The 25673-nt window shown below is 73.4% G+C and carries 19 protein-coding genes and 1 pseudogene; 9 read left to right on the plus strand and 11 right to left on the minus strand.

Annotated features, from left to right (window positions below; all coding sequences use genetic code 11):
• From ACH4EB_RS37205 to ACH4EB_RS37230, 6 genes and pseudogenes are all read right to left on the minus strand, one after another.
• A pseudogene (locus ACH4EB_RS37205) lies at nucleotides 1–449 on the minus strand (two-component sensor histidine kinase); the annotation flags it as partial.
• Between the two features lie 217 nt (nucleotides 450–666).
• Nucleotides 667–1890, minus strand: a complete 1224-nt coding sequence (locus tag ACH4EB_RS37210; protein WP_398352897.1) for an ABC transporter substrate-binding protein — start codon at nucleotides 1888–1890, stop codon at nucleotides 667–669.
• Nucleotides 1891–2078: 188 nt separating this feature from the next.
• Complete coding sequence (locus tag ACH4EB_RS37215; protein WP_398352898.1) at nucleotides 2079–3359, minus strand: aromatic acid exporter family protein; 1281 nt, start codon at nucleotides 3357–3359, stop codon at nucleotides 2079–2081.
• 127 nt (nucleotides 3360–3486) lie between these two features.
• Nucleotides 3487–4314 (minus strand): SigB/SigF/SigG family RNA polymerase sigma factor, encoded by an 828-nt coding sequence (locus ACH4EB_RS37220; protein WP_398352899.1) that lies wholly within the window; start codon nucleotides 4312–4314, stop codon nucleotides 3487–3489.
• Nucleotides 4315–4718: 404 nt separating this feature from the next.
• The gene (locus tag ACH4EB_RS37225) at nucleotides 4719–5636 is read right to left on the minus strand and encodes an aminoglycoside phosphotransferase family protein (RefSeq protein ID WP_398352900.1); all 918 of its coding nucleotides are present in this window, start codon (nucleotides 5634–5636) and stop codon (nucleotides 4719–4721) included.
• A 279-nt stretch (nucleotides 5637–5915) separates the two neighbouring features.
• A complete protein-coding gene (locus ACH4EB_RS37230; protein ID WP_398352901.1) occupies nucleotides 5916–7265 on the minus strand; it encodes a cytochrome P450 in 1350 nt (449 codons plus the stop codon).
• A gap of 418 nt (nucleotides 7266–7683) precedes the next feature.
• Here ACH4EB_RS37230 and ACH4EB_RS37235 point away from each other — a divergent pair, with 418 nt between their 5' ends.
• Nucleotides 7684–9063, plus strand: a complete 1380-nt coding sequence (locus ACH4EB_RS37235; protein WP_398352902.1) for a cytochrome P450 — start codon at nucleotides 7684–7686, stop codon at nucleotides 9061–9063.
• Between the two features lie 160 nt (nucleotides 9064–9223).
• On the opposite strand, the gene ACH4EB_RS37240 is transcribed toward ACH4EB_RS37235, so the two are convergent.
• Nucleotides 9224–10624 (minus strand): cytochrome P450, encoded by a 1401-nt coding sequence (locus tag ACH4EB_RS37240; RefSeq protein ID WP_398352904.1) that lies wholly within the window; start codon nucleotides 10622–10624, stop codon nucleotides 9224–9226.
• A gap of 361 nt (nucleotides 10625–10985) precedes the next feature.
• Between ACH4EB_RS37240 and ACH4EB_RS37245 the strand changes: the two genes are divergently transcribed.
• On the plus strand, nucleotides 10986–12137 hold the full coding sequence (locus ACH4EB_RS37245; RefSeq protein ID WP_398352905.1) for a hypothetical protein: 1152 nt from the start codon (nucleotides 10986–10988) through the stop codon (nucleotides 12135–12137).
• A gap of 486 nt (nucleotides 12138–12623) precedes the next feature.
• Entirely contained in the window at nucleotides 12624–12965 is a 342-nt protein-coding gene (locus ACH4EB_RS37250) for a hypothetical protein (RefSeq protein WP_398352906.1), read from the plus strand.
• A 130-nt stretch (nucleotides 12966–13095) separates the two neighbouring features.
• Here the strand turns inward: ACH4EB_RS37250 and ACH4EB_RS37255 are convergent, their stop codons facing one another.
• Nucleotides 13096–14109: a helix-turn-helix transcriptional regulator gene (locus tag ACH4EB_RS37255; RefSeq protein WP_398352908.1), complete on the minus strand. Its 1014-nt coding sequence runs from the start codon at nucleotides 14107–14109 to the stop codon at nucleotides 13096–13098.
• Nucleotides 14110–14171: 62 nt separating this feature from the next.
• Between ACH4EB_RS37255 and ACH4EB_RS37260 the strand changes: the two genes are divergently transcribed.
• Nucleotides 14172–15731, plus strand: coding sequence for an MFS transporter (locus ACH4EB_RS37260; RefSeq protein ID WP_398352909.1), 1560 nt, complete (start codon nucleotides 14172–14174; stop codon nucleotides 15729–15731).
• Nucleotides 15732–16122: 391 nt separating this feature from the next.
• Nucleotides 16123–16299, plus strand: a complete 177-nt coding sequence (locus ACH4EB_RS37265) for a hypothetical protein (RefSeq protein WP_398352911.1) — start codon at nucleotides 16123–16125, stop codon at nucleotides 16297–16299.
• Between the two features lie 63 nt (nucleotides 16300–16362).
• Here the strand turns inward: ACH4EB_RS37265 and ACH4EB_RS37270 are convergent, their stop codons facing one another.
• Together ACH4EB_RS37270 and ACH4EB_RS37275 are read right to left on the minus strand one after the other, a co-directional pair.
• On the minus strand, nucleotides 16363–16992 hold the full coding sequence (locus tag ACH4EB_RS37270) for a DUF1360 domain-containing protein (RefSeq protein WP_398352912.1): 630 nt from the start codon (nucleotides 16990–16992) through the stop codon (nucleotides 16363–16365).
• 173 nt (nucleotides 16993–17165) lie between these two features.
• Nucleotides 17166–18116, minus strand: a complete 951-nt coding sequence (locus tag ACH4EB_RS37275) for a hypothetical protein (RefSeq protein WP_398352913.1) — start codon at nucleotides 18114–18116, stop codon at nucleotides 17166–17168.
• A gap of 571 nt (nucleotides 18117–18687) precedes the next feature.
• On the opposite strand from ACH4EB_RS37275, the gene ACH4EB_RS37280 reads away from it, so the two are divergent.
• A complete protein-coding gene (locus ACH4EB_RS37280) occupies nucleotides 18688–19089 on the plus strand; it encodes a hypothetical protein (protein ID WP_398352915.1) in 402 nt (133 codons plus the stop codon).
• A 215-nt stretch (nucleotides 19090–19304) separates the two neighbouring features.
• Here the strand turns inward: ACH4EB_RS37280 and ACH4EB_RS37285 are convergent, their stop codons facing one another.
• Nucleotides 19305–20423: an SDR family NAD(P)-dependent oxidoreductase gene (locus tag ACH4EB_RS37285; protein WP_398352916.1), complete on the minus strand. Its 1119-nt coding sequence runs from the start codon at nucleotides 20421–20423 to the stop codon at nucleotides 19305–19307.
• A gap of 312 nt (nucleotides 20424–20735) precedes the next feature.
• Between ACH4EB_RS37285 and ACH4EB_RS37290 the strand changes: the two genes are divergently transcribed.
• From ACH4EB_RS37290 to ACH4EB_RS37300, 3 genes are all read left to right on the plus strand, one after another.
• Nucleotides 20736–21764, plus strand: coding sequence for a hypothetical protein (locus ACH4EB_RS37290; RefSeq protein ID WP_398352918.1), 1029 nt, complete (start codon nucleotides 20736–20738; stop codon nucleotides 21762–21764).
• Entirely contained in the window at nucleotides 21661–23385 is a 1725-nt protein-coding gene (locus ACH4EB_RS37295; RefSeq protein ID WP_398352920.1) for a GMC family oxidoreductase N-terminal domain-containing protein, read from the plus strand. Before ACH4EB_RS37290 ends, ACH4EB_RS37295 begins: the two co-directional genes overlap by 104 nt.
• Before the next feature lie 92 nt (nucleotides 23386–23477).
• Nucleotides 23478–25442: a hypothetical protein gene (locus ACH4EB_RS37300; protein ID WP_398352919.1), complete on the plus strand. Its 1965-nt coding sequence runs from the start codon at nucleotides 23478–23480 to the stop codon at nucleotides 25440–25442.
• Nucleotides 25443–25673: the final 231 nt, after the last annotated feature.

A 25673-nucleotide genomic window follows, 5' to 3' on the forward strand; every position in this document is an offset into this window, starting at 1 on the left:
CGCCCCAGCGGCGACAGCACCCGGCCCGCCATCGCGTACCCGAAGGCGAACGCCACGACGGTCAGCCCCAGCAACGCCAGCAAGGAACGGTTGAGGAAGGTCTGGAGCACCAGGGCACGCTGGTGGCGGAGGCAGGTGCTGATGGCCGCGTTGATGTCGTCGGTCGTGGCGACCGACTGAAGGTCCCGGCAGTTGACGCCGCCCAGGCTGATGTCCGTGCCGAAGACCTGGAATTCCGGGGTGCCCTCCTCGAGGGTGTTGACCGCGAACATGTAGATGATCGCGAGCAGCACGACCCCGGCCATCAGGAACATGCCGCCGTACAGCAGCGTGAGCCGTATCCGGATGGTCGGCCGGAACCATCGCACCGGGTGGATCGCGGGCCCAGGGCCGACGGCGGGCTTCGCAGGCAGGGTCACCGGCGGGCGCGGCTCTGTGGGAGCGGTCACGGCGGTCAGCCCCGGCGGCCCCGCCGGGCGGACAGGGCAATCAGTACGGGGACGGGGACGGGGTCGGGGACGGGGAACAGGCCCACTGCTTGATCCTTCCTCAGGTGCCGCGCACTGCGCGACGGGTGCAAAGCCCACCCATCCTGCACGGAAGTGCGGTAAATCGGCTGTAAGGGCGGGCCGGGTCACCGGACCGCCGATCTGCCGGGTGACCGGGCTACCGGTTCACCAGCAGATCGGCGCTGACGGGCGGGCCGTCGGCATGCGGGGCGGTCAGGACCGCCAGTTCGTAGTCGTGGTGACGGCCGGGCTGCCATTGCCCTCCGGCGAGCGGGACGGTGGCGACGTTCGGTACCGGCCCCGCCGTCCAGTCCAGCGGCCCCGCGACGGTGTCCAGACGCGTACGGCCGACCGCTTCGGCGACCGCCGCCGGATCGGTGGGGTCGTCGGCGGTCCGCAGGGCGTGGACGGCGACCTCGAACAGGGCGTGGGCCAGGCCGAGGGGCTGGAGCCACTGCCGGCCGGTGGCCTGTTCGTACGCCTCGGCGAGCTGGGCGGCGGTCGTGCCGTCCAGGGAGGAGCGGTGCGGGAGGGTGGGCGTCCAGTAGACCAGGGTCGCCACGTTCGCCTGCGCGGGCCGTCCGCCGGTGCCGGTGGTCGAGGGCGGATAGGCGAGCCAGCGCGAGCAGGTGATGAGCCGGGGCGTGGCACCGTGCTCGGCCGCGGTGGCACGGAAGAGAGCCAGGTCGCGGCCGGTGGCCGCGCTGGTGACGAGGTCGGCGCCGGCGGCGGCGAACGCCTCCACGTGACCGGAGAGTTCGGTGGCGGGTTCGGTGTAGGCGGGCGGGTCCACCAGGTGGTGGCCACGGGCCCGTGCGGTGGGGGCGAAGCCCCGCTTCTCGTCGCGGGACCACGTCCCCTGCGGCCCGTCGTTCCACAGGCATCCCACCGTACGTCCCGGGCCTGCGGCCAGTTCCCACAGGTCCGCGAACGTGTCGGCGATGGCGTCGAGTCCCCAGCAGAAGTGGTACGTGTAGCGGAACGGTGTGGTGTCGCTCGCCCCGCGCCCGTAGTAGTAGACCTGCCACGGGAACGTGCTCGACACGCACGGCACGCGTGCCTCCTCGCAGGCGTCGGCCACAGCCGGCAGCACCTGGGTGCCGGCCAGCGTCACGACGATCCGCGCGCCCTCGTCCGCCACCAGTTCCCGCACCGCCTGCCGTCCGCCGTCAGCGGTGGACCGGCTGTCCCTGCTCACCAGGCGCACCGGGTGGGTCCGGCCGCCGTTGACGAGCCGGGCGAGCCGGGGCCGCAGGTAGGACGCCGCGAAGTCGAGCGGGTCGCCCAGGCCCGCCAGCCGCCCGGTGCGTGCGGCGACGACGCCCACGACCAGGGCCCCGTCCGGGCTCTTCCCACGATCCTGTGGCTCCGCCGACTCCATCAGTACCTCCGAGCGTCCGTACGTCCTTCGGACAACCGGCGGTCGGACACATCGGGCACGGGCAGTCACCTGTTCGGCGGACGTTCAGCGGACGCCTTCCGGCGGGCGGGGCACGCTCCGTACCGTTCCGCACCCGCGCGGCAGGCCCCGTGGCAGGAGGACGGGCGTCGGCCCGTCGGGCGTCGCCGTCACTGGCCGACCTGCTTCTGGAGTACGTCACAGGTGTACTGGAACTCGTCCATCAGCCGGGTGGCCTCCACCACGAGCACGCCGTAGGGGTACCTCGGATCGGTCAGCGGCAGGCCGTCCTGCTCGGCCTGCTCGGTCACCCGGCGGCAGCACTCCCGCGCCTGGTCCGCGAGTCCGCACAGTTCGCCGACCTGGTCGGCCAGCGATTCCTCGGTCAGCCGCCCCAGGACCTGGGTGATCCACGAGATGGACTCCAGGAAGTCGGCGTAGCCGCTCAGGAAGCGACGGTCCTGTGCGTCGCCGTCCTGGCGCCACTGGTCGAGGCTGCGGGTGAGCGAGGCGAGCTGGTACATGGTGCGTTCCAGCGCCCTGAGCACCGCGCCGTACTCCTCGAAGCCGGTGACGTCCCGGTGGCGGCCCAGCCGTTTGCGCGGGTTGTAGTAGAGGCTCTCGCGCGCCGTCCGCAGTCCGTTCTCGGCCTGGGTGATCAGCCCGCCGGTCTGCTCGGCGCGGCCGCGCCAGTGGCTGATGCGCTCCTCTTCCAACTCGCCCTCCCGCATCGCCGGGTACATGTCGCTGACCAGGTCGCACAGGGCGCGGGCGAGGGTGTGGATCCCGTGTTCGGCGCTGCGGTAGCGCAGTGGGGGCACCAGGGCGATGTTGACGATGACGCCGACGCCGCACCCGATGAGGACCAGCAGGATGATCTGCCCGAGGTGAGTGATCTTGCCGAGGCCGGCCGGCGCCGAAACATAGGTGGAGAAGGCGAAGAAGGCCGCCGTGGCCACCTGGGACCCCTGCGACCCCAGGGCGGGCCACCGGCCGATGGTGAGCGCCACCACCGCCACGAGCGCGAAGGTGAGCAGGTCCGGCCCGGCCAGATAGCCCAGCGCCGCCTGCACGGCGACCCCGGTCGCCACGGCGCCCACGTACCGCAGCGACTGCAGCAGTGACTGATACACCGTCACCTGCATGATCAGGACGGCGGAGAACGGCGCGAACGCCGGCGACTCGGCGTCGAGCAGGTTGTAGGAGAACACCCAGGCGATGGTCGCCGCCAGCGTGCTCTTGCCGATCAGCAGCAGCGTGTGGCGTTCATGGCCCGCCGAGCCCCAGGCCCGGCTCCACCACTGCCGCACCCGCGCCGCGCGCCCTTGTTCCGCGGGCTGCTCGCGGTGCCCTTTCGACGGTCCCCGCTCCCCGGACCGGGCCCCCTGTTCGTCCGCCTGACGATTCCGCTTGCGCGCCGGAAGCTGTCGCTTCCGCGTCTGACCGGCCATGCACGCTCCGTTCCTCTTCCGGTCCGCTTCTGTCGGTGGACCGTACGCTTCACTCGGTACCCCGTCGGCGCGGCCACACCTCATGCCGCGTCCGCCATCGCCTGCCCCGCCTGTCCCGGATCACGGTTCAGGCAGCCTTGCGGTACTTCTCCGCCGGAGCCGGCGTCGCCTCCGTACGGATCCGGTCCAGCGCCCGGTTGAGCAGGCGCGAGACGTGCATCTGCGACACGCCCAGTTCGGCGGCGATGGCGCTCTGCGTCCTGTCCTCGAAGAACCGCAGGTAGAGAATGCGGCGGTCGCGCTCGGGCAACCGGGCGAGCACCGGCTTGACCGTCTCGCGGTCCTCGACGAGCGCGAAGGCGTCTTCGAGAGCGCCGAGGACGTGCATCAGGGTGTGGCCGTCACCGCCCTCGTCGCCATGGTCGAGGGCGGCGTCCAGGGACAGGGACCGGTACGTCTCCAGCGCCCGCAGTCCGAGGGCGACGTCGTTCTCGGACAACCGGGTGTACGCCGCGATCTGCTCGATGCCGGGCGTACGTCCGTCGGCCGTGGTGCTGAGGTCCTTGACCGCAAGACGGACCTTGTTGCGCAGTTCCTGGATGCGGCGTGGCACATGTACATGCCAGGTGTGGTCGCGGAAGTGCCGCTTGAGTTCGCCGGTGATGGTGGGGACGGCGAACTGTTCGAACGCGTCGGCCCGGTCGGGGTCGAAGCGGTCGACGGCCTTGACCAGGCCCAGGGCGGCGACCTGTTTCAGGTCGTCGAGGTGTTCGCCGCGCTCCCGCAGCCGGTGGGCCAGGCGGTGGGCCATCGGCAGCCAGGCGACGATGAGGCGTCGCCGTATCTGCTCCTTGACCGGCCCGTCCTCCAGCGTGGCCAGCAGACGGAACTCGTCGCCGGTGTCGATCTCGTCGGCACCGTGCTCATGGGGGCGCGCGGTCGCGGGGGTGGCCATCGCCGGCTCTCCTTTGCCGCTCGGGGTGGTGGTCCACAGGCAGCCGAGAGGCCGGTCCGGAAAACGGCAGACGGACCCCTCGGCCAAGAAAAGGGAAGGGTGCCTACGGTTCCGAAGCACTGCCGCTCGTGTGTCCCGGCCGGCTGCCCTTACACCCGGCATTCCGGCGTTGTCGCTGTGGTGTGAGTCACGGAGCGGAACGGGGCGGGGCGGGGGCGGAGCGGACCGGTGGGGAAGGGCGAGGAGGAGGAAGGCCGGTGGAGAGCGGCAGGAGGGGCCCGGTCGGTGGGGGCCGGGCGAGGCGGCGAGGACGACCCGCCGCACAGGCGGCCCGCCCCGGTGTCCCGCCCCGAGCGCACCGTCCCAGGCGCCCCGCCGCACACGTGCTCCGTGTGAGCCCCGGGCTACCGGTGCAGCAAGGCCTCCGCCACGGCGATCTGGGACGGGGCCAGGGCCGTCGACCCGTCCTCGATGTCCCACAGGGAGTTCTGCAGCAGCCGGCCCAGCGTCCAGCCGGCCGCCCGTTCGCGGTCCAGTGCGAGCGCATCGGTCAGCAGGTCGAACCGGCGCCGCACCACGCGGTGGGCCTCGCCCGACGCCGCGAGCTCCTCCCACCGGCTGTCCAGGGCGGGCCACAGGTCGAAGCCGGGGTCGCCGGCCAGTGGTTCCGGGTCGATGGCGAGCCACGGTTCGCGCTCCCCGGCCAGCACGTTCCCGTAATGCAGGTCCCAGTGGAGCAACCGGTCCCCCGGCTCGCCGGCCAGGTCGGCCACCACCGCCGCCCAGGTCCGCAGGTGCTGCCGGTCGACGGGGTCCGGCAGCGCCGTCACCGCCGTGGGCACCTGCTCCAGCATGTCGGCGGCGATGTCACCGAGTCCGCGCAGGCCCTCCGGGGCGCGGACGGCGACGAGGCGCCGCAGCAGTCCGGCCAGGACGGTCATCGCGGTGTCGTCGTCCGCGACGGACGCGAGCGTACGGGACCCGTCCAGCCGCTCCAGCAGCATCGCGCCGCTCGTCCGGTCGTGCGCCAGCAGCCGTACGGCGCCGTCGCCGTTCCAGGCGCGCAGCCCGACCGGCGCGGCGTCGGTCTCCTCCTTCGGCATCTGGAGCCGCAGCACGGCGCGCGTCCCGTCCGCGCGTACGACCGGCAGTACGAGCGACGCCATCCCGGACGCGGCTTCGCCGTCCCGCCTCAGCTCCCAGCGTGCGAGGAAGTCCGAGACCTGGGCGGGCAGCGCGGCGAGCCAGGCCCGTCCGGCGTCGCTCCTGCCGTACGACGCGGCCAGCGCGTCCGGAACGTCGACCCTCTCCGACGTGCTCATCAGGTCTTCCTTTGCCAGGCTCGGAACCCGGGGCCGGAGGGCGGATCCGGGGGCGGGATCGCAGCCGGATCCCGGTCGGGACCGGGCCGGAACCCGGTCGGGGACGGCCCCAGGGCCCGGGGCGGCCGGTGCCCGCGCCGCGAACCTACCGGAGTCCCGCGCGGCGCGATCATGCGTGGTGGGCTTTCGGCCACCCGCGCCGCGCACCGCTCCCCGCCCTCCCCACCGAGCGCGCCGCTCGCCGCGAGCGGCGACGAGCGGCACGCGACGCGGCACTCCTCAGGAGCGGCGTGCGGTGACGGTCATGGGGATACGGTCGGCCGCCGCCACCGCCGAGGCGATCTCCTTCGGGGTGTGGCCGGGCACGGGGACCAGCTTCCACCGCGGGAGCCAGGTGGCCAGGGCGATGGTCGCCTCGGTGTAGATGAACTGGTCCCCGATGCACTTGCGGTTGCCGGCGCCGAACGGGATGAACGCCTCGCGCCCCGGGCCGGCCTCCCGCTGCCGCTCGGGCAGCCACCGGTCGGGGTCGAAGCGGTCGGCGTGGGCGTAGACGTTCGGGTCGCGGTGCAGGGCGTAGAGGCTGAAGGCGACCTCGGTGCCGGCGGGCAGCCGCACCCCGCCCAGGACCACCGGCTCGGTGGCCCGGCGCATGAGGAAGGTGACGCCGTGCAGGCGGATCACCTCGTCCAGGACCCGGCGGACGGTCTGCAGGCGGGGCACGTCCTCGATGGTCACCGGGCGGTCGCCGACGACCTCCTCGATCTCCGCCACCACCCGCCGTTCCACCTCGGGGTGCCCGGCCAGTTCGTGGAAGGCCCAGGCGAGGGTGCCCGCCGTGGTCTCGGCGCCGGCGAAGAGGATGGTGCTCAGCTCGTCCCGTACCTCGGTGTCGGACAGGCCGTCGCCCTCCGCGAGCAGCAGCGACAGCAGGTCGTCGTGGCCGGTGTGCCGCCCGGCGCGCGCGGTCCGGATGACCTGGTCGATGACCTGGCGCAGCTCCCCGACCGCGGCGTCGAACTCGCGGTTGGGGCGGATCGGCAGGCGGTCCAGGAACTTCGGGGAGGCCGCGCGCAGCAGCAGGTTCTTCAGGGCGATCGGCAGGTTCTCGCGTATGGCCTCCACCGCAGGCCGGCCGATGTCCGAGGAGAACAGGGTGGCGGCGAGCGTCTCGATGCTGAAGGCGGCCATTTCGTGGGCCACGTCGAGTTCCTGACCGGCCGTCCACCGGTCGCAGACGGCGCGGGCGTTGCGGCGCATCGTGTCGGAGTAGCCCGCGATGCGGTCCTTGGCGAACATCGGCTGGATGAGCCGCCGGTGCTTGCGGTGCAGCTCGCCGTTGGCGTTCGCCAGGCCGTTGCCCGCGAGGGGGCGCAGCCGGTCGAAGAAGCGCCCCTTCTCGAAGGAGCGGGCCTGGCGCACCGTCACCTCGTGCACCAGCCCGGCGGATGTCGCGACGTAGATGGGCATCGTGCCGAGATCGAGGCGTACGAGTTCGCCGTGCGCCCGTAGGGACGTCAGGAACCCGAACGGGTTGCGCCACAAGCTCAGCGCGTGTCCGAGCAGCGGCACCGCCCCGGGCGCGCGCGGGACCGACTCCGTACCGACCGACTGCTCCGCTACTGCCACGACTCATCCTTTGCTCACACGGAGCACCGCACCGGGGGGTGCGGCGCGCACCGGCGGACCGGGCGGGAGACACCACGTCAGAGTCGGCGCGGGTCAGCCGTGTTGGGCCCGGCGCGCTCTCGCCATGACCTCCGCGCATCGCTGGCTCTCCGTTCCGGTTCCGACCGGTATCCATCATGATCAATTGTCCGGCAGGTGCCGTAAAGGGGGCGTCCCGGGACCGTTTCCGTTCCGTAGGGTCCGTTCATCTCCTCCTTCCGTGCCCTTCCCGGCCCGTTCCGTTTGGCCCCATGCCGCCCCGAGCCGCCCCATGCCGCCCCGTGCCGCCCCGGCGGCCCGGGCCCGCGGGCTGCGTGCGGGCGCGTCAGACCCCGGCGATATGCTGCGCGTTGCCCCGCCGTTGCTTCTCGGAGGATCTGTGACCAGCCCCTTTCCCGGCTCCCCCAGCACCCCGCCGCCGTCCCCGCCCGCGCAGTGCCCCGCTCACGCGCTGGGAACCGGCGGTCTGCGGCGGCTCTACGGGCCCGAGGCGGAACGCGCACCGCACGATCTGTACGAGCGGCTCCGCCAGGAGCACGGGCCGGTGGCGCCCGTCCTGCTGCCCGGCGACATCCAGGCGTGGCTGGTCCTGGGCCACCAGGAGAACCTCGACGTCCTGCGCAACCCGCTGCTGTTCTCCGCGGACTCCCGCCGCTGGAACGTCCGCCTGGCGCCCGACTCGCCGTTGCTGCCCATCACCGCGTACCAACCCGTCATCGCCTTCGCCGACGGCGACGAGCACGCGCGGCTGCGCAGCGCGATCACCGACAGCCTGGCGCGCATCAACCGGCACGGCAACCGCCGTTACGTGGTGCGCTACACCGACCGCCTGCTCCACACCTTCGCCGCGGCCGGCCGGGCCGACCTGGTGACCGACTTCGCGGAGAAGCTGCCGATCCTGGTGCTGAGCCGGCAGTTCGGCATCGCCGAGCAGGACGCGCTGCCGCTGGGCGAGGCGGTACGCGACCTGGTCCGGCCCACCGAGACCGCCGTGAAGAGCAACCAGGTCGTCGTCGACACCATGCAGGAGCTGATCCGGCACAAGAAGGCCACGCCCGGCGACGACCTCACCAGTTGGCTGCTGCGCCACGAGGCGGATCTGAACGACGACGAGGTGCTCCAGCATCTGCGCCACGCCCTGGTCGCCGCGAACGAGAACACCGCCAACCTGGTGGCGAACACGCTGCGCATGGTGCTCACCGACCGCCGCTTCCGCGGCCACCTGGCGGGTGGCCAGATGACGCTGCCGGACGCGCTGGACCAGGTGATGTGGGACCAGCCGCCGCTCTCGCTCATCCCGAACCGCTGGGCCACCGGCGACACGGTGCTCGGCGGACAGCGGATCAACGGCGGCGACATGGTGCTGCTCGGCCTGTCCGCCGGCAACCGCGACCCCGCCGTACGCCCGGACCTGTCCACGCCCGTGCACGGCAACCGCTCGCACCTGGCCTTCGGCAAGGGCCCGCACGAGTGCCCCGGCATGGACATCGGCCGGACCATCGCCGACACCGCCATCGACACCCTGCTGGCGCGGCTGCCCGACATGCAACTGGCGGTCCCGGAGACCGAGTTGTCGGTCACCACGTCGATGGTCTCCAGTCGTCTGAACACCCTGCCCGTGCACTTCACCTCGCGGCGGACCAAGCAGGAGGCTCCCGCCGGGGCCCAGCCGCCGCCCCGCGTCGAGCCCCCGGTCACGGCCTGCGCGGCGCCGCCCGTACGCCGTGGCAAAGGTGGATTCTTCCGCGGTCGGCGGTAGCCGGCAGGCGTCAGGCCGTCCGCATCAGGCGGTGGGCGGTGGAGCCGTTGGCCGTACGCCGCGGTGCGGGCGGCTCGGCGGCTCGGCGGCTCGGTGAACGATCGCGGGCCTGGGGCTGTCCAAGACCTCGACCGGTCGTGGACAGCCCCAGAACGCTGCGTCAGTCGCGTGCGCGCCCGGCGTTCAGGCGGACCGGCAGCGCGTCGGCGCCCTGGACGGAGAGGGACGCCAGGCGCCCCGGGGCGGTGGCGGCCTCCAGGTCGGGGTAGCGGGTGAAGAGCGCCTTCAGCGCGATCCTGGCTTCCAGGCGGGCCAGTCGCGCCCCCAGGCAGTAGTGCGCGCCGTGACCGAACGCGAGGTGGTCACGGCGCGTGGGGCGGGCCAGGTCGAAGGTGTCGGGGTCGGTGTGCCGGCCCGGGTCCCGGCCCGCGGCGTACAGGCCGGCGAGGACGGGTTCGCCCCGGGCCACCCGGACACCGGCTATGTCGACGTCCTTGACGGCGTATCTCATCAGGGCGTGCCGCACCGGCGAGGAGTACCGGAGCGTCTCGTCGACGAGCGCCGTCCAGACGTCGTCGTCTCCGGCGCCCGTGTCTGCGGCACCCGTGTCTTCGGCGTCCGCGCGGCCGGTACCCGCGTGCCCGGTGTCCCCGCCCCCGCTCCCGGCGTCGGCGTCCGCTTCGCTGGGGGCGTCGTGGGAGGCGCGGTGAGCGCGCGGGCAGCCGCCGCCCGGGCCCTCCTTCACGGCCGTGGCGCGGACGGTCGCCAGCATGTCGGGGTGCCGCAGCAGCGCGTGCACCGCGTTGGTGATGAGGTTGAGCGTGGTCTCGTGTCCGGCGATGAGGATCAGGAACAGCGTCTCCACCAGCTCCTCCTCGCTGAGCCGGTCGCCGTCGTCGCGCGCCTGGATCAGGGCGCTGGTCAGGTCGTCGCCCGGCTCGGCCCGTTTGGCGGCGATCAGCGCGGTCAGGGAGCGGTGGATCTCCGCCTGGGCGACGCGGATGTCCTCCGCGCCCTCCTCCTGCGGGGTGACCAGACGCTCGAAGGCGCCGCGCAGCCCCGCCACCGCGCTGTCCGGCACGCCCAGCACCTCGCATATGACCCGTACCGGCAGCCGGTAGGCGAACCGTTCGCGCAGGTCGACCGGTTCCCGCGGGTCCGCCGCCGCCAGCTCGTCGAGCAGTTGCCCGGTGATCTCGGTGATACGGCCTTCGAGCGCCGCGATCGGCGCGCGGGTGAACGCGCTGCTCGCCAGCTTGCGCAGCCGCCGGTGATCGTCGCCGCCGGCGTGCAGCATGCCGGCGCCGCGGATGACGGCGATCAGCTCCCAGTGGTCGGGAACGCGGCCGGAGACCAGGTCCGGCCAGTACGCGGCGTCCTTGGTCAGATCCGGGTGACCGAGGACGAGCTGGGCGGTGGTGTGCTCCACGGCCGCCCAGGCCGCCACGTCACCCGGAAGTCTCACCGGCACCAGGCCGCCCTCCCTGTGCAGCCGTCTCGCCTCCTCCGCCGGGTCGGCCTGCGGGATCAACGGGAACAGCGGACGCTGCGTCAGCGACACAACAACTCCAGACACATGACTCACTACGGACACGAACGACGGAACCCACATCACGAGCCCCACCACACAATCTGCCCGCACCACCGCCGGTACGAATCCACACCACCGCGTGCCGCCGCCCACATCTGTCTGCGCTCCCCGGGCCGGCCTCCCGGAGGCGGAGCCTGCCCGGCGCATGGAGGATGAGGGCCGTACAGCGGTCTGCCGAGCGGCTTCGCGGGGAAGACTGGGCTCGTTCTGGCCGGTCACGAGGAGGCAGTGTGGGACATCACCGGGGCGAGCCGTCCGACAAGCCGTGGACGCCGCCGCCCGATCCGCCCAGCCCGGACGGCGACAACCCGGGCAAGAAGAAGTAGTGGCGGTGGTGCGCTGGCGGGACGTGGCGCGTACCGCGCTGGCCGCCAAGGGGGCCTTCCGCGGGCCGTGGCTGGCGGAGGCGTTCGACGCGGTGGACCGGGAGCGGTTCGTCCCCTCCCGGTTCTGGGGTCTGCCCGCCCGGGACGACGGCCTGTACCCGCTGCTGGACCGCGAGGAGGACGAGGAGCAGTGGCGGCGGGCCGTGTGGGACACCCACCGCTCCGCCGTCGTGCAGATGGATGACGGGGCCACCGCGCCCGACGGGCCCGCCCGCGGCGACTTCACGTCGTCGGTGTCCGCGCTGGACATCGCGTACGAGAAGCTGTGCCGTCTGGACCTCGAACCGGGCCACCGTGTCCTGGAGATCGGCACGGCGTCCGGCTACAACACGGCACTGCTGTGCGAGCGGGTGGGCAGCGCGCGGGTGACGACCGTGGAGGTGGACCCGGCACTCGCCGCGTGGGGCGCGGGCAACCTCAAGCGGGCCGGTTACGCCTCGGTGCAGGCCGTCTGCGGCGACGGACTGGCGGGAGGCCAGGCGGCCTGGGCGAAGTCGGGCCCGTACGAACGGGTTCTCAGTACGGCGTCGGTGCGGCGGGTCCCGACGGCGTGGCTGGAGCAGACCACCCACGGCGGGGTGATCCTGACCCCCTTCGGGACGTCGTACGCCAACGCGGGTCTGCTCAAGCTGCGCGTCGCGAACGGCCGCGCCCAGGGAACGTTCGTCGGCAGCGCCCACTACATGTGGGCCCGCGGCCAGCGCCCCCGCCGCGTGATCGACGTAGCGGACGACTCCCGCCGTCACGCTTCGCCCCTGGACCCGGCGGAGGTGCTCCAGGGCAGTTGGCAGCAGGACTTCGCCATCGGCCTTCACGTACCCGACATCGACTACACCCACCGCGGCGAGGGGGCGGACCAGCAGGTCCAGCTCTGGGACGAGAGCGGTACGTCGGTCGCCGTCGTCTCGTACGACGCCTGGTGGCGGCACGGCGCGGTCCGTACCTGGGGGCCGCGCGACCTGTGGCGGGAGGTCGTCGCCGCGTACACCTGGTGGCGCGGCCACGACCGCCCGGACCTGCCGCGGCTCGGCGTCAGCGTGGAGCCGGACGGCACCCATCACATGTGGCTCGACGAGCCCGGCCGGAGGGTGGGGTGAGCGCCGCCGTCGAAGGGGTCTCCGTCCGCCGCCGGCCGTCCGCCGTTGTCCGTCCGCCGCCCGGGCCGCCGGACACGCCTGGTCCGCCTGGCTCCGTCAAGCCCGTACCGGATCCGCCCAGCCCGCCTGTTCCGCCCACAAGATGTCAGGTGCGCCAGATTCGGCGGTCAGGGGCGGGAGTCGATTGGCCGGAGCGCGGCTGTCGCGCGCGTCCTACGGGCCGGCCGGCGCTCCGGTACGGACCGGATCCCGCCAGAAAGCCCGCCCCTCCGGCGTAGCAACCGGCACTGCGGGCCCTCGCCTCCCGCCGGGGACGCTCCCGCCCGGCGGAACGTCGGGCAGTGCCGGAAACCGTCGTGGCCGCATCTCCGGCCTGCGCGCCGAGCGAATCAGTCGGCGTCATTCGCCCTGCGGCACCGCGCCCCCTCGGGGCTAGCTTGTCTGACGCCCGGGGAGCGGCCCCGGGGCCGGACCGAGGGGAACGACATGGCGAACGCGGACTTCCGGGCCAGGACACTGATCCGCCGGAACCAGGCCTGGACATCCGGTGACGGAAACACCCTTCTGCGCCTCCAGGAAGACGGCAACTTCGTCGTCTACCGCCACGGCAAGGCGGCCTGGCAGGCGGACAACGTCTACCCGAACGGTGACACGGCCGCCTTCGAGATGGACGGCGACCTCGTCGTCTACGACTCCGCCGGCCGGCAGATCTGGCACTCCGACACGAGTGGCAACCACGGAGCGATGTTCTCCGTGCAGGACGACGGCAACGTCGTCATCTACAACTCCGACGGCCGCCCGATCTGGCAGACCAACACCGCGGGCTGACTCCGGACGGGCGCGGAGCCGCGCCGGTCCGGCCTCGTACGAGCCCCCGCCGACCTTCCGCGACCCAGCGGCGGCGGGGGCTCGCTCGCGTGGCAGGTTCCCGTTCCGGTCATCACCTGGTGACATCACCTCATGGCGCCGGGCACCCGCTGCGAGCGGGCCGCCCGGCCCGGCGGCCTGCCGCTGCCTTCGCGTACCGGTGGGCCAGTTCCTCGCATGCCGCGGTGAGTTCCGGTGGGCCGATGACCTCGATGTCGCAGCCGAAGGTACCGATCAGCGCCGCCAGCCCCGGCCACGACCACGCGCCGAGGCCGAGCCGGCAGCGGTCCGGACCGACCTCCTCGACCACCGCTCCGCCGGGCGCCCAGCGGGCGACGACCGCGGCGGGGGCGTCGAGGATCACTTCGCCGTGGCAGGCCCACTGGTCAGGGGTGTCGCCACGGTCGAACTGCCCGACGACGAACGCCGTGACGTCGGCACCGGGCAATTCCCGTGGTGTGAAGCGGCGCCCGGTGGGAGTGTGCGGCGTGATCCGGTCGGCCCGGAAGGTACGCCACCGGCAGCGTTCCACCTCCCATGCGACGAGGTACCAGCGGCCCGACCACATCACGAGGTGATGCGGCTCCACGCGCAACCTCCGCCCCGGGTCCGCCGGACGGCCGGCGTAGTCGAAGCTCAGCACCTCACAGTGACGCACGGCAGTGCCCACCGCGAGCAGCACCCGGGAGTCGACCGGGGGCGCCGCGAGGTCCCAGGCGTTGTCGATCGACGTCACCCGTACCGCGTCGACCCGTTGCCGCAGCCGCTCCGGCATGACCTGGCGGATGGTGGCCAGGGCCCGGTCGGCCGCCTCCCCGAGGCCGGCCACCGTGGAGGGGGCGGTCTGTAGCGCGACGGCGACCGCGATGGCCTGTTCGTCGTCGAACAGCAGGGGCGGGATCTTCGCTCCGGCGTCCAGGCGGTACGCGCTTCCCGGCCCCTTGGTGACGCGGACGGGGTAGCCCAGTTCCCGCAACCGGTCGATGTCCCGACGCACCGTGCGCGGGCTCACCTCCAGGCGTTCCGCCAGCACCCGCCCCGGCCATTCGCGCCGGGACTGGAACAGGGAGAGCAGGAGGAGAAGGCGCGCCGCTGTCTCTGCCATGGCCCCACCGTGCCAGGAATGGCGGCCATCAGATGGCCGGTACTCCTGTGACGCTGGCAGGCATGACCACTTCTTCCGACCGGGGCGGCCGCGCGACGGCCACCACCCCGACAGTTCAGACGGCGCCGCAACGCGCCCCGAAGCCCGAGCCGGAGTCACAGCCGGCACCCGTCTCCGGCTCCTCCGCCGTGATCGCCCTCGCCGTGGTGCTCGTCGCGTCGTTCATGGAACTCCTGGACGCGACGATCATCACGGTCGCCGCCCCGGCGATCGCCGAAGGGCTCGGGGCCGGTGAGGCCACACTGCAGTGGACGGTCGCCGGATACACCCTCGCGCTCGGCGCCGGGCTGATCACCGGTGGGCGCGTCGGCGACCAGTTCGGACGGCGCCGCGTCTTCCTGATCGGGCTGGCCGCGTTCGCGGTCACCTCGTCGGCCTGCGCGCTCGCGCCGGATCCGGCGGTCCTCGTCGCCACCCGTGTCGCGCAGGGGCTGGCGGGCGGGCTGATGGTCCCGCAGGTGTTCGGCATCATCCGGTCGTCGTTCGCGCCGGCCGCCCGGGCGAAGGCGTTCGGCGCGTACGGTGCGGTGCTCGGGCTCGCCTCGGTGGCGGGGCCGCTGCTCGGCGGAGTGCTCGTGGACGCGGACGCGTTCGGTCTGGGCTGGCGGACGATCTTCTGGGTGAACGTTCCGGTCGCGGCCGTCGGACTCGTACTCGGCGTACGGTTCCTGCCCGAGTCGCACACGACCGGACGGGCCCGGCTCGACCTGCCCGGCGCGGCGCTCGCCGCGACGGCAGCGGTGTCTGTCCTCCTCCCTCTGGTCCAGGGGCACGAGTGGGGCTGGCCCTGGTGGAGCTTCGCCCTGCTGGCCCTGGCCGTGCCGGTCACCGTCCTGTTCCTCGGTAGGGAACGCCGTTTGGTCACACGGGGCGGCCAACCCGTCCTCGATCCGGGGCTGTTGCGCGTACGGGCCTTCAGCAGCGGCCTGGCCGCCTCAGCGCTGTTCTTCGGCGCCATCGGCTCGTTCTTCCTGCTGCTGTCGCTCTACCTTCAGTACGGCACCGGCCGCTCGGCCCTGTCGGCCGGGGCGGTCATCCTGCCGTACGCGGTCGGTTCGACCCTCACGTCCGGGGTCGGCGTACAACTGGCCCCGCGCATCGGCCGTCTGCTGCTCGTCACCGGTTCGCTCGTCCTCGCCGCCTCGCAACTGCTCTTGCTGCTCGTCGTGCGGGGCGGAGCCGAACCGTCGTACTGGCACCTGGCGTGGCCGCTGTTCATCGGCGGGCTCGGGCTGGGGCTGACCTCGCCCTCGTTGGTCAACGTCGTCCTCGCCGGGGTTCCCGCGCGGGACGCCGGTGCGGCCGGCGGCGTGCTCACCACCGTCGGCCAGATCGGGAACGCGATCGGTGTGGCCGTCCTGGGTGTGGGGTTCTTCAGCACACTGGACGAGACCTCGGCGGCGGGCGCTCCCCCGCTCACGGCGTACGGAGACGCGCTCTCCTCCGTCCTGCCTTGGCAGATCACGTTCTACGTCGTGGCGGCAGCGCTGATGCTGCTCCTTCCCAGGCACACGACTGCCCTGGGAGGTGCCCCGGAGCCGACGGCCGTACCGGAGAAGTGAAGCGCGGCGGGTGAAGCGCGGCGCCGCGGGCAGCACTCCGCGAGTGGAGTAGAGGTGGCCGGGTTCCGGGCGGGAGAGGCGTCCGGGGCCCGGGCGCACGGCGGCTCCTGGGCCGGCCTGCCGGCGGCGGGGTGCGCCGTCGATGTTTTCTGCGCCCCCTGGTGACGCCCCCGTGCTCCGGTACGCGCATCGTGCGCCGGTTCCGCGCGTCCGAGGCCTCAGCGTAACCGTTCCTAGGGGGTTTTGTGATGTTTTTGTAGGCGCACTCTGTGCTTGGGGGAGTCATGGACTTCGGGGGCTGGCGGGAGGGCATCATGTGGGGCAGCCGGTGCGGTGCCCAGGTCATCCAAGGGCCCGACGGCGGACGGTCGTGCAACCGCGGAGCATCCGGATGACAGAAAAGCATGGTGTCCCGACGGAGGACAGCGCCGGCGCGGGCGAACCGCTGCCCGTGTACTTCACCTCCGCCACGTGCCCGGAGTGCCAGAGCGCGAACGACGGCCTCAACGGCCGTTTCGCCTGTGGCGCCTGCGGCACCACGTACGCCTTGGAGCCGCCGACGCTCTGACCCCCCGGAACCGTACCGGAGCCGAAATGAGGGCCGGGGCCGGCTCCCGGGCCGGGCGGCACGTCATCCCTCCGCCCGCTCCTGGGTGATGCTCCAGGCGTACTGGAGCCAGTCCGAGATGGTGACGGCGCTCAGTCCACAGGCGACCAGCCGGGTGGCACGCGGGGCGACGGCGTAACCGCAGACCAGCGCCGTGCCGGCCCAGGCGGCAAGGCAGAACGGGCACGCGAGCAGCTCGCCGGTGGCCAGCCGGAGGCCGTGACCACGGGGTTCGTCCATGACCTCGCTGGCGCTGATGGCCTCCTTGCGCCGGGTGAACGGCGCCCGCACCAGGCCGGTGATCTTGTCCTTCGCCAGCAGCCGCGACGCCTTGTACGTCGCCGCGCCCAGGAGCAGCACGTCCCACGGGGGAACGCGGGAGGGCAGCGTACGTCCGGACTTCCGCAGGCCCAGTGCGAACACAACCGTGGCCGTCGTGTAGGCCCCGGCCAGCACGGCATAGCCCCGCAGCGGCACCTCTTCCCCCTGCGCGTACGTCCCGCCGGCCGGCTTCGCCCCGGCCTCTCCCCCGTCCCCGCGGTCCGCTCCGCCCGGCCGGCGCTCCCCTTCGGTCGCCGGGCCGCCGGTTGCCGAACCGGCGCGGTCAGCCGTACCGCCGGGCTTGCCTTCTTCCGGGAGCGGGTTGAATGCCATGCTGCCTCCTACGACGACACTGAGGCTGGACCGGTACCCCCGGAAGCGCCCGCTGCACGTCGATGAGGCGAGATGCGACCGAACGTGTCGCCCGGGGGGGGCTGGCCCGCCGACGACCGACGGCGGTACGCCCCCCTGCTCCCGCCGTGGAGCCGGCGTAGGCACGCGGCGCGTCAGGCGGTGCGGCCCTTCATCTGGGCCCCGAGGTCCTTGAGCATCTGTATCAGGTCGGCGGTCTCCTGGGCCGGCGGCGCCTTCACCGACGCCTTGGTGCCGTAGTCGGAGTAGTTCGAGCTGATGTTCATCGTGCCCTGCGGCGTCTTCATCCGCAGGTCCATCTTCACCGGGTACGCCTCACCGTTGACCCAGACGTCGTAGTCGTAGCCCTTGATGCCGACCTTGCCCATGTTCGCGAGCAGCTTCTCGCGCTCCTCGGGCGTGAAGAGCTCCATGGTCTTCCGGCCCTTGAGGGCTTCCTGGACCGTCAGCGAACCCCGGTAGTGCTCCGCCTTCTGCCCGTTCACCTCGGCGGACCCCAGGTCCTTGAGGTCCCGCGAGTTGAGCAGCATGGCGAGCTGCTGGGCCGGGTCCTGGTTCATGTCCTGCAGGCCGGCGGTCATCTGCTGGGCGAGCTTGCCGTTGCCGGACTCCGCGGCGGCCGCCTTCAGGTCGATCTTGGCCCACTTCTTGTCGCCGAGACCGTCGACCTGCTGGCCCATGCCCGCCTGCAGGTCCATGTAGATGACGTCGTCGGCCCAGATCATGTGATTCTTCTCGGCGTCCGCGGCCGCCGCGCCGGGCTTGCTCTCGCTCACCGTCACGTCCATGACCAGGGGGTTCCAGCCCATGACGCCGGATATCCGCGTCTCGCCGCCGCCCTTGACCGCCGCGGGCACCGACATGGTCATCGAGACCTTCGCGGACTTCGCCGCCGCGGTCTTCTCGTAAGCCGCCGTCAGCGCCTGCACCGGCGTGTTCTTCCCCGAGCCCTGCTCGGCGTTCTGCTCGGCGCCCTGAGCGGCCTTGGTCTTGTTGTCGCCGCCGTCCTGGCAGCTCGTCAGGCCCGCCACCACGGCCACAGCGGTCAGTGTCACTCCCGCGCGCCGCGCGATGTGCTTCTGCACGTCCCACCCCTGTTGCTCCACCCGCGGCGTTCCCACACACCACGCCATCCGGGTCATTCCTGGATATCTACGCAACGCACAGTAATGCATAGGTCTGACATTCCGGTCCTGCCGGGTCAGGCCCCCGCCCTCGGGCCGCCCCGACGTTCGGGTGCCGCGGACGGCTCGGCTCAAGGCCGCGGGCCTCCTGGCCAGGGAGGAGACCTGTACGTGTCGGTGCTCGCGTCGGCGAGCCATCGCCCCGCTGCCGCCCCGTGAGCACGGACAGCGCCACGTCGAAGTCCCGCTCATCCTCGGCACATGGGCCGGGAGGCAGAACCTGGCCCGGAGAGGCGTGCCCCGGCGCCCGAAGGGAGAGCGGAGAGGCGTCGTGTCCGCCATCTTCGCTTGCCGCCGCGCGCTCCCCATGCCGTCGATACCGCCGGCTCCACGAGCACGCGTGCGACCGCGCGATGGGAACTGATTTTCGCGCACGTCGGAGGGGGCGTAACACGCACGTCGCCGGTGAACCCGGAAAATCGCGCGTCCTGCTTCCCGCACCGCTCCGACGAAAGACGAAAGGTGGCCGACCATGACCACGCCTGCCGCGGGTTCCCGCTATCACTTGCTCGCCCTCACCGGCCACGCGCCCACCGCCGCCACCCACCTGGCCAGGGCTGTCCGGTGCGGGGCGACGACGCCGACGGTCCTGGTGGACGTGACCGCGGCCGGTGATCTGGGCGTCGAGGCACTGGGGGCGCTGGCCCGCCTGTCCATGCTGCTGCGTACGACCGGGGGCGGTGTGGTGCTCGTCGGCGCCAGTGCCGTGGCATGCCAATTGACCGCCCGTACAGGCACCGCCTGGCTGCTCCCCACCCACTGCGACGTCGAGACCGCCCTGGCCTCCCTGCCCGCGTCCGGGCGGCCGTGGACGGTCACCGAACTGGCCCCGGGGCGCGGCAGCGCCTTACCCCAGCCCGCGGAGGGCGGTTGAGTGACGGTGGATGGGGGCGGTACGGGGGCGGGGAGGCGGAGGGCCCGCCGAGGAGACGAAGGGGCCAGGGGACGAAGGAGCGAAGGGGCGAAGGAGCGAGGGGGCGAAGGGGCGAAGGGGCGAAGGGGCGAGGGGGCGAAGATCGAGACAGCTCCGACGCCCCGGAGGTCTCCGGTGCCCGTGCCCTCCACCTGCGGAAGCCCTGACGGCGCGGCTCACGCGAAGCCGAGCCCCGGCCCCACCCCGACCAGCTCACAGCTCGCGTCCCACAGCCGCGCCGCGGCGGCGGTGTCCTTCAGGTGGTCCCAGACCGGCTCGGCCCGGGGTTCTCCGCGCAGTCCGAAGACCCCGGGGCCCCGGAGCCGGCCGCCCGTCGCCTCCGGGTCGAGCACGGCTCGCACCACCGGCCACGCACCGGCGTCCTTGCCCTGTACGAGAAGACCGGCGGGCAGCCCGCGCAGCCGCTCGCCGGTGGTGCGTACGTGCACCGGCGGACGCGCGGGCGTGAGGGAGTCCAGTGCGCCCCCGGGGTGGGCCACCAGACTGCGCACGGGGCTGCCGGCCGCGCGCAGGAGGCGGTCAAGAGTGAGGGCGAAGTACATCTGCGCCAGCTTCGACCGGCCGTAGGTCCGCTTCGGGCGGTGGCCGTCCCCGGCGGACTGCAGATCGGCCGGGTCCAGCCGCTCGGACTCCGCCGCGAAGCTGCCGACGGTCACGACGCGCGCGGCCGGTGCGGCCGTGAGCAGAGGCGCGAGCCACCGGGTCAGGGCGACGTGGCCGAGGTGGTTGGTCCCGAACATCAGCTCATGGCCGTCCCGGGTCACCCGCCGGGGTGGAGCATCGAGCGCCACTCCGGCGTTGTGCACCACCGCGTCGAGGCGCCCGAGAGCGAGTGTGTCCACCGCGGCTTCGAGGGACGACAGGTCGGCCAGGTCCATCCGGATGTGGCGGACGCGTGCGGCGGGGACACGGGAGCGGATGCAGGCCGTGGCGGCCGCTGCCTTCGTGTGGTCGCGGCTGCCGAGGACGACGGTGGCGCCCGTTGTGGCGAGCTGTTCCGCGACGAAGTAGCCGATGCCCGCGTTACCGCCGGTGACCAGGAAGCACTTGCCCTCGGCGGGCGGCAGCCGGTGGACGTCCCATGGCCGCGCAGGGGACCGGCGCGAGGGCCGCCCCGGGCGCCGGGGCCGGTCGCAGGGCTGGGCAGGGGCTGGGCTTCGGACGGCATGGTGACTCCTCGGTCGCGTACGGGGCCGCCGTGGCGGCGGGTGGCCCGGCCGGCCGCTCCGGCACCGGGCCATCCCGTACGCCAAGGTCGCGGCAGCGTCCGACACGACGCCGACACCGTGCCGACACAACTCCCGCACCCAGGCGGGCGCCCCGCCTGGCCGCCCCGTCCGCGCACCCCGTCGACGTCGAGATCGCGACCACCCCCTGGCGCACGGCACCCCCCGAGTCGCATCCCACGAAGCACACCTCCTGGAGCACCCCTCCGTGAAGCACGCCCCATGCGGCAGCCCCAAAGCACTCCCCAAAGCACGCCCCCGGGGCCCCATCTCCGGGACGGCCCGGTACCTGACGCGGGCTCACCGCGTTGTTCAGGGCCGACGGCCCGCCACGGGCCGCTGGACCGGACGGAGCCGCCCATGACCGAGCCCCCGCCGTCGCCGGTGCCGTTGCCGCGGCGCGTGTTCCTGGCCCGTACGGGCGTCCTCGGTGCCGCGGCCGGCGCCGGACTCCTCGGCAGCGCGGCTTCGGCCGGGAGCGCGCCGGGGCCGGCGGTGGAGGAGCTGATCGGCCTGCTGCGGCCGGTGCTCGCACGGCTGGCCCGCGACGCCTTCCGCGGCCTCGCCGCCTTCTCACTGCCCGGCGACGACGTCCACTCCCGCGCGCAGGGCACCCCGCGCGGCCAACCGGGCGGGGTCGCCGCCGAGGCCGGCGACCTCGTCGCCTCCACGCTCGACCGGTACGTACCGTTCACGCAGGAGGTGGCCCGGCCGCTGGCCATGGCGCTCGCGACGGCGACGGCGGACCCGGGCATCGAACTGCCGCGGCACCTGCCGCTGGAGCTGGGGCGGCTGGACGCCGCGCTGCGCCTGCTGCTGCGCGGGGACGAGAAGCTCCCCCTGTCGCTCGCCGTGGCCGTGCTGCTCGGCCTCCTCGCCACGCGGGTCGATCCGGCGGCGCTCGGCGGCCCCTTCCTCTCGCCGTTCTCCCGGCTGTCCTACCGCGACAAGGCCCGGGTCTTCGAGCTGCTGGAACACACCGACTCCGACCTCGTCGCCCTGCTCGACACCCACCTCCCGCAACCGCTGCGCGGCTCCGTGTCCGGGCTGCTGAAGTACCTGGGCAGCGGCCTGCTGGCGATCGCCTCGTTCGGCTGCTTCACCGAGCAGGCCGTATGGGACGCCGGCCGGCGCGACATCACGGCACGGCCCGTCGGCTGGCGGCTGACCGGCTACGACGGCCGGGCCGACGGGCGCGCCGACTTCAAGGGGTACTACCAGGGGCGTGAGGAGGCCGCCGGACGTGCGTGGTGTCATCGTCGTCGGTGCGGGCGGCGGCGGCCCGGTGGTCGCCAAGGAACTCGCGGAGCGGGGACTGGACGTCCTGCTGCTGGAGGCCGGCCCCCGGCACGCCCACCCCCGCGCGGAATGGACGCCTTTCGAGCATGATGCCAACCACCCCCTCACCGGCTTTCTGCGGTTCGGTCCGGCGGACCGGTCGAAGGGCGGGTGGTTCCGGGAAACGCCGCAGAGTTCGTTCGTCTGGCAGTTGTCCGGGGTCGGCGGGACGACCCAGCACTATTTCGCCAATTCACCGCGCGCCTATCCCGGCGCTTTCGCCGGATACACCGGTGCGGACGCGGACGCGTACGACACCGCGCACCGTTTCCCGTTCCCGTACAGCGAATTGGTGCCGTATTACGAATGGGTCGAGGCGACCCTGCCCGTACGGACGGCTCCGATGGGCACCAAGGAGGAGGTCTACTTCCGTGGGTGCGAGACGCTCGGCATTCCCGTCCAGACGGCCCTGACCACCACCGGCGACTCCTACCGCCCGCAGCAGAACGCCATCCTGCAGCCCGGCGGCCACGCCGGACGCACCGAGGACCGCCGGCTGCTGGTCTTCCCGCGGTCGACGGGCTGCACGTTCTGCGGCCACTGCGCCCAGGGCTGTATGCAGCCCATCCGGGCGCCGCGCAATCGGTTCGCCAAGCGTTCGACGGACAACAGCTACGTCCCCATGGCACTGACCGCCGACGCGTGGGCCCCCGCCGGCCGCGCCGCCGAGCTGGTCACCGACGCGTACGTGACCCGGGTCCACACCGAGGCGGGCGCGGCGACCGGTGTCACCTGGCGCACCGGCGCGACCGGCGAGTCGCACCGGGAGGACGCCCGGGCCGTGGTCCTGGCCGGCGGCTGTACGGAGAACCCTCGGCTGTGGCACAACAGCGGTCTGCCCGACCCGAACGGCTGGGTCGGCCGCGGGCTCACCGACCACCACCTCGACTTCGTCGTCGGTGTCTTCGACCACGACGTCGGCAACAGTCGCGGTCCCGGTTCCGCGGCCCGGTGCGAGTTCCCCGGCCGCGGCGCGCTGGAGCAGACCGGGCTCCCGCCCGCGCTCCAGGCCCTGATCATGACCACGTCCGACAGCGGGATCCGCGGCGCGTACACCAACGGCCGTGGCCTGCGCGGTCCCTGGGACGGGCCCACCGGGCGCGTCCACGGGCCGCGGCTCGCCGACCTGATGCGGGACGGCGGCCACGACCGGCTGCTCAACGTCCTGATCCTCACCGACGACGACGTCGAGCCCGGCAACCGTGTGCTGGCGTCCGCCTTCCCGGCCGACGCCCACGGGCCCGTACCGAAGGTCGAGGTGCACCACCGCCGCCGCGGCGCCCGTACGCTCGCCAACCGCGAGTTCCTGGCCCGCAAGGCGACCGCGCTGCTCCGGGGCGCGGGGGCGCGCGCGGTGGTGCGGGTCGACACGTTCCCGGTGCCGCTGCACGTGCACTCCTCCATGCGCACGGGCCTGGAGCCGCGTACCTCCGTGCTCGACGCCGACTGCCGCAGCCGGGCGGTCGGCCGGCTGTACGTCGCCGACAACTCCGCGCTCGCCAACTCCCTGGGCGGCCCGAACCCGACCCTGACCACGCAGGCCCTCGCGACCCGCACCGCCGAGCGCGTCTTCGGGCAGGTCTTCGGCGGGGACCCCTGGGTACGCACCGGCTCGCCCGTCGAGTCGACCGACGTACGTGTCAGCCGCCGCCTCGCCGAACTGGGCCTGTGACCGCCGTGGCCGCGCGGTGACCCCACCGGCGTTCACTCGTTTGAAGGAGGTAACCACCCTGCCGCCCTCAGTCTTTGGAGGCACCCCGCTCCATGGCCATGTCGCAGCGCCGCTCCCCGGGCGGCCGTGAACGGATAACGCTCGACGAAGCCGAGGCCGGTCTCGTCGAGCACTACACCGCTCTGGTCCGGCTCGCCTATCTCGCGCTCCCGCCCTCGCTCAGCAGGCACCGCAGGGTGCTGACCGCCCACGGCCTGGTGCAGCGCGCGCTGCCCGGCTTCCGGCTCCGGACGGCCGCCCCGCGGGTTCCGGCCCAGCGCCCGGGGCCGGAGCGGCTCGGGTCCGAGCGGCTCGGGGCGGCGTGGGTACGGGAGCGGGTGCTCCGCGCGGCGCTGGCGTACGAGCGGCGGCCGCGGATGTGGCCGGGGAACCTGCCGCCGCCGCGTGCGTTGCGGCCCATGCTGCCGGTGGTGTGGGGGCTGCGGCTGTTCCCGCGCGCCGGCGGCCGGGAGGAGATCGCGCTGGGGCAGGCGCTGGCCGGGCTGTCCGCCGACGTCCGCGCGGCGTTCGTGCTCTCCCGGGCCGACGAGCTGCCGGACGCCCAGGTCCGGGCGCTGCTCGGCGCCGCCGGTGTCGGCCACCCGGACCGGGCCCTGCGGGTCGCGCGGCAGCTCGACGCCCCGGCCGTCTCCGCCGCCCAGACGCTCATGCGCTCGGCGGAGTTCAACGCGTGCTCGGTGCAGACCCGCCCCACGGACCTGCTGCGCCGCAGGCAGCGGTTCCGCCTCGCCTGGGCCGTCGCCGCGATGGTGGCGGTCGGTGCCGTGGTCCTGACCGCCACCGGCTCGGCGACCGACCCGCGGCAGCCGCGCCCCGCCGCCGGGCCGGTCACCGCCGCGGCCCTGGTACGGGCGCCCCGCGCAGAGTGGGCCGACACCTCCCGGGTCGACTTCACCGCCTGGCCGCCCCGCGGCGGGCGGACCGAGGACCGGGACCTGCTCGACCGGGCCCTCGCCACCTGGGCACGGCCGCCGCACGGCACCCGCGTCAGCCGCACCCCCGCCACCTTCACCGGCCCTCCCCCACCCGGTACGCAGTTGCTGTACGCGGGCGAAGTGGACGGCACCGCCGTGGTCCTGTTCCACGACGGTCTGCGTACCGTCCGCTACAGCGAGCCCCTCTCCCCCGGCGGTCCCGCCGCCCTCGCCTTCGCCCGTACGGACAGCAGCGACGTGACGACGGCTGCCGCGCTCGTCGTCAGCCGGGCACACGGCGCGGCCCGCTACCTGACCGCCCCGTGGATCGCCGGTGCGCACACCCGTGATCTGCTGCGTCCGGAGGTACCCGCGCGGCCGGTGCGGGTCTCGGCGGAAGGCGTCACCGAGCCGTTGCGCGGCCCCGGCCCCTCGGGTTCCTGCGGGTCCCGGCCCACGCTGCACCTGCGCTCCTCCGCCCGTATCGCCGAGCAGCACGCCTTCCTCGTCGCCGATCTCGGCGGCCTCGTGCCCGCCCACCTCACCTACACTCCGCCGCCGGGCGGCACCGCGCCGGCGCGGCAGCCCCGCGAAGCCACCGGCACGGCGGCGCTGGTGAGCTGGGCCCGCACGGCCTGTCACCTCTCCGGGCTGCCGGACGGCGTACGCGCGGTCACCGTGTGGGACTTCGCCGAGCAGACGCTGCCGGAGGGCGGTGGCCGGGCCGTGTGGTCCTGTGTGCGGGCCGACACCTGGCGCGGCCCGGGCGAGGTGGGCGTACGGTTCGCGGCTCCCGGAACGGCGGCGCGGGCGGTGGCCCGGGAGCGGTCGACCGCGGCGTGCGGCCGCTTCGGCCGGCATGTCCTGGCGAGCACCGGATGGCGGGCGAGGTCCGGGCACACCTACCTGCTGGCCGCGGGCAGCCGGGCGGTCACCGGCATCGAGGTGGCGGGGGCCGTGCGGGCCTCCGAGCGGGGACGGCTCCTGGCGGTACGGGCTCCGGCGAACGCGCGGGCCCAGGTCGTGGCACACCTGGCGGGCGGCGGAAGACTGACCGAGGTGGGGCGGGCGGCGGACGACTGAGGGCCGCCGCCGCGGTTCGCCTGGCGGCCCTTCGGTGTGCGGCCGGTCCACACCACCGTCAGGACCGCTGCGGCACCTTGGGGGTGCGCGGCCGGGGCAGCCGGAAGGGGGGACGGGTCTGCGTACGGCTGAGTGCCTGTTTGCGATCCCGGGTTCTGAGTAGCCTGGAGTCCTAGCCTGGTGGGGTGTCCGAGGGTGCCGGGCAGGCTCGGGAACGCTGCTGTCCGGGCT

The organism is Streptomyces sp. NPDC018045, from assembly GCF_044327445.1.
Taxonomy (GTDB): domain Bacteria; phylum Actinomycetota; class Actinomycetes; order Streptomycetales; family Streptomycetaceae; genus Streptomyces.

Coding starts and splice junctions, on each gene's coding strand:
- ACH4EB_RS37225 (WP_398352900.1), bottom strand. CDS start 5,636: ATGAGCACGTCGGAGAGGGTCGACGTTCCGGACGCGCTGGCCGCGTCG.
- ACH4EB_RS37215 (WP_398352898.1), bottom strand. CDS start 3,359: ATGGCCGGTCAGACGCGGAAGCGACAGCTTCCGGCGCGCAAGCGGAAT.
- ACH4EB_RS37210 (WP_398352897.1), bottom strand. CDS start 1,890: ATGGAGTCGGCGGAGCCACAGGATCGTGGGAAGAGCCCGGACGGGGCC.
- ACH4EB_RS37300 (WP_398352919.1), top strand. CDS start 23,478: ATGGCCATGTCGCAGCGCCGCTCCCCGGGCGGCCGTGAACGGATAACG.
- ACH4EB_RS37220 (WP_398352899.1), bottom strand. CDS start 4,314: ATGGCCACCCCCGCGACCGCGCGCCCCCATGAGCACGGTGCCGACGAG.
- ACH4EB_RS37290 (WP_398352918.1), top strand. CDS start 20,736: ATGACCGAGCCCCCGCCGTCGCCGGTGCCGTTGCCGCGGCGCGTGTTC.
- ACH4EB_RS37280 (WP_398352915.1), top strand. CDS start 18,688: ATGACCACGCCTGCCGCGGGTTCCCGCTATCACTTGCTCGCCCTCACC.
- ACH4EB_RS37270 (WP_398352912.1), bottom strand. CDS start 16,992: ATGGCATTCAACCCGCTCCCGGAAGAAGGCAAGCCCGGCGGTACGGCT.
- ACH4EB_RS37260 (WP_398352909.1), top strand. CDS start 14,172: ATGACCACTTCTTCCGACCGGGGCGGCCGCGCGACGGCCACCACCCCG.
- ACH4EB_RS37265 (WP_398352911.1), top strand. CDS start 16,123: ATGACAGAAAAGCATGGTGTCCCGACGGAGGACAGCGCCGGCGCGGGC.
- ACH4EB_RS37250 (WP_398352906.1), top strand. CDS start 12,624: ATGGCGAACGCGGACTTCCGGGCCAGGACACTGATCCGCCGGAACCAG.
- ACH4EB_RS37255 (WP_398352908.1), bottom strand. CDS start 14,109: ATGGCAGAGACAGCGGCGCGCCTTCTCCTCCTGCTCTCCCTGTTCCAG.